Annotated in this window: 3 protein-coding genes and 1 pseudogene; all 4 read left to right on the forward strand. The window is 67.0% G+C overall.

The features are described from left to right. Positions 1-1,137 (forward strand): annotated as a pseudogene (locus B7767_RS03475) (hypothetical protein); the annotation flags it as partial. A gap of 113 nt (positions 1,138-1,250) precedes the next feature. Beyond that, the gene (locus tag B7767_RS03480) at positions 1,251-1,997 is read left to right on the forward strand and encodes an immunity 49 family protein (protein ID WP_306297933.1); all 747 of its coding nucleotides are present in this window, start codon (positions 1,251-1,253) and stop codon (positions 1,995-1,997) included. 19 nt (positions 1,998-2,016) lie between these two features. Further along, positions 2,017-2,280 (forward strand): hypothetical protein, encoded by a 264-nt coding sequence (locus tag B7767_RS03485; RefSeq protein ID WP_085570813.1) that lies wholly within the window; start codon positions 2,017-2,019, stop codon positions 2,278-2,280. Positions 2,281-2,311: 31 nt separating this feature from the next. Next, positions 2,312-2,852: EsaB/YukD family protein (locus B7767_RS03490; protein WP_373408181.1), on the forward strand; the 541-nt coding region annotated here is incomplete at its 3' end.

The raw sequence follows: 2,852 nt of genomic DNA on the forward strand, positions 1-2,852 counted from the left end.
GGCGGGACCGGCGGCGGTCACGCGGGTGGGGACGGCCGTGGCACGCCTCTGGAACGCGGTGACGGCAGTGCGCCACAGACGACCCGCAGCGGCGAAGCCACTCATTCCGGCAACGGAGCGGGCCATCAGGGCAACGGCGGCCCGGACGGCCTCGGCCGGACCGGCGACGACGTGCCGGGCAACGAACCCGAGGGCACGACGCCGGGGCGGCCCGCCGAGGTGCAACGCCCGGACTTCATGCGTGAGGGGGACAACCCTTACGGGCCGCGCGGGTCACTGACACGGGAGCAGATCGAGGAAATCCAGGTCTACCGCGCCAACCACGAACCCGGATACCTCGAGCAGTACTACAAGGAGAACGGATGGCGCAAAAGGCTGAGCCTCCGGGACGAGAGTGGATTCACTCCTCCTCAATTGGCTCAGATGTCGGAGAACGCCCCCTGGATCAGGGCCAAGGACACTCCAGCGGCACCCGAGCCGCATTTCTTGGACGATGATTACATCAGCGTGGGACCGGACACCGTCACCAGTAAGGACAGGCTCCGGATTCTGGAAGCGGCCGCAGACAAACGCCACTCCGCCGTCGCGTGGGACAACACAGTCAAGAGATGGAAGACGGAGGCCGAAATAGCGGACGGTCTCCACAGCACTCCCGACTCGGTTGCTCAGCGAGTGGAAGCGGGAGCAACCTACAAGGAGTCCCACACCGCGATGGGCCGTTCGGCCGAGGAATTCGGCGAGACGGCTGCCGAGTATCACTACATCGCTGAGCACTACCCAGATTTCGAGAAACAGCCACTCCTCGGCCCGAAGAACGGAAATGATCAATTTGATCAAGTCTGGAAGCACGAGGATGGCCGAGTAGTCGTCGTCGAGGCCAAGAGCAGCACCGAAACTGATCTCGGCGGCCGAACCCTGCCGGACGGTCAGCGGGTTTCCCAGGGGAGCAGAGAATACTTCTTCGACATCATGGAGGCCATGAGAGCGCGTGGCGAATTTGATGTACTCGAGGCCCTCGAAGAGGCACTCAGCAAAGAGAAGCTCGAATACGTGGTAGTCAAGGGGGAGAAGAATTCGGGCGTGTACAGTGGGCTCCAGTATCGCCGGTTCGACATCAGCAAGGGGACTCTTCCGTGACCACAGAAATCGCCCGGCACGGTCTACCGACAGGACCCGATGCCGAACAGTTCGCCGACAGACTGAACAAACACCTGCTCAAGGGAATCGATCGCCTCGAAGAGTCGACGGCCGTGATCGACTCGACCTTCAGCGCTGCGGTCATGAACCTCCGCGCTCGGTGCGTCATTGACCCTCAGGCCGAAGCAGTGGAGACCTGGGAAGCGGCGGTCAACGCGATGCAGCTGGGCTCTGCGCTGTTCGCCGTCACGGCCAGGAGTGAGGGAACAGTCGAATGCCGCATCAACGGGAAAGTGCGCACCCTTCGGGCGACCGGCCCGCTCTCGACGGCCCGCGCGGGAACCTGGCTGAACGCGTTCTGGCTCGCCGTCATCTGCCGTGAGCCGGAGCGCATGACGCAGTTGTGCGAGGTCCCCCTGGAGCGGCTCCGGGCGCCGGAGGGGCAGTACGACGAGTACATCTACCACTGGGTCGACACCCTGCAGACGTACTGGCTGCGCCGGCCGGGACTGGTCGAGAAACTGACCGCCGCACTGCAGATGTCGGATCCGGCGGTCGCCCGCATCGCCCCGCGAGACCTGCTGCAGGGCATCCTCTATCCGCCGATCAACCTCTTCTACCACTTCGTACGCAGGGACGTGGAAGGCTTCAGCCCCGCGCTGGAAGAAGCTCTGAAACTGCACCGCGCCTACTGGACCCTCACCGAGGAACGGCAGAAGGACATCGACGGCGCCATCGCCCTCGGCCCCCTCGCCATCGCCTGCTGGGCACACGACGGGCACCTGCCCATCGAGGTCGAGTCGGACTACCTGCCCCAGCACCTCCTCCAGCACGACTGGCTGGGCGAGTTCCCCACGTGACACGAGGTAACCGATCAGCATGACCGCCCAGGACTACGACAGCCAGCTCCTCGAGTCCGTCTCCGTGCGGCGACGGCGGTTGCGGGACGCCCTGGTTTTCGGGGCGCAGCGGCAACGGCGGGCCGTGGACGAGCGGATGGGGAAGGCGGTCGCCGGGATGGTGATCGCGGCCGTGCTGTGCGCGGGGTGCGTGGGGTGGTCGTTCGTGTCCCACCGGCTGATCGGGCAGGACCCGTACTCCCCTGGCGTTTCCACGCCTTCCGACAGTCCTACGAGCCGGTGATAGGTTCGCGATCGTGATGTCTACGGGGGCCTTGAGCAGGGAAACGGCCGGTGGGCCGACGGTGTTGAGCCGGGTCACGCTCGTCGGTGAGCGGCGCCGCGTCGACCTGGTGCTTCCGGCGCGGGAGCCGGTCGGGCTGCTGCTGCCCGAGATCATGCGGCTGCTGGACGACCGTGTGGAGGGGCGGCCCGCATCGCGTCACCTCGTCACGGTGGACGGTTCCGCGCTCGATCACGACAGCACACTGGAGACGGCGGGCGTCCGCGACGGCGCCGTGCTGCGTCTCGTCCGCGCGGAGGACGCCCCGCCCGCCCCCGTCGTGCACGACGTCACCGACGAGGTAGCGGAGGATCTCGGTCATCGGGCATGGGTGTGGGGGCCGGCCGCGCGCCGGGTCACGGCGGGTGCCGCGAGCGTGGGCTGGATGGTCGTCGCCGCTCTGTTCGCGCGTGCGCAGTACGACCGGACGGCCGTCGCCGGTGCCCTGCTCGCCGCGGCCGGCCTGGCCGCGGTCACGGGTGCGGTCCTGGGACGGCTGCGCCGGAACGGGCCGGCCGCGACCCTGCTGTGCG

Source organism: Streptomyces sp. 13-12-16 (assembly GCF_002114215.1).
GTDB lineage: Bacteria > Actinomycetota > Actinomycetes > Streptomycetales > Streptomycetaceae > Streptomyces.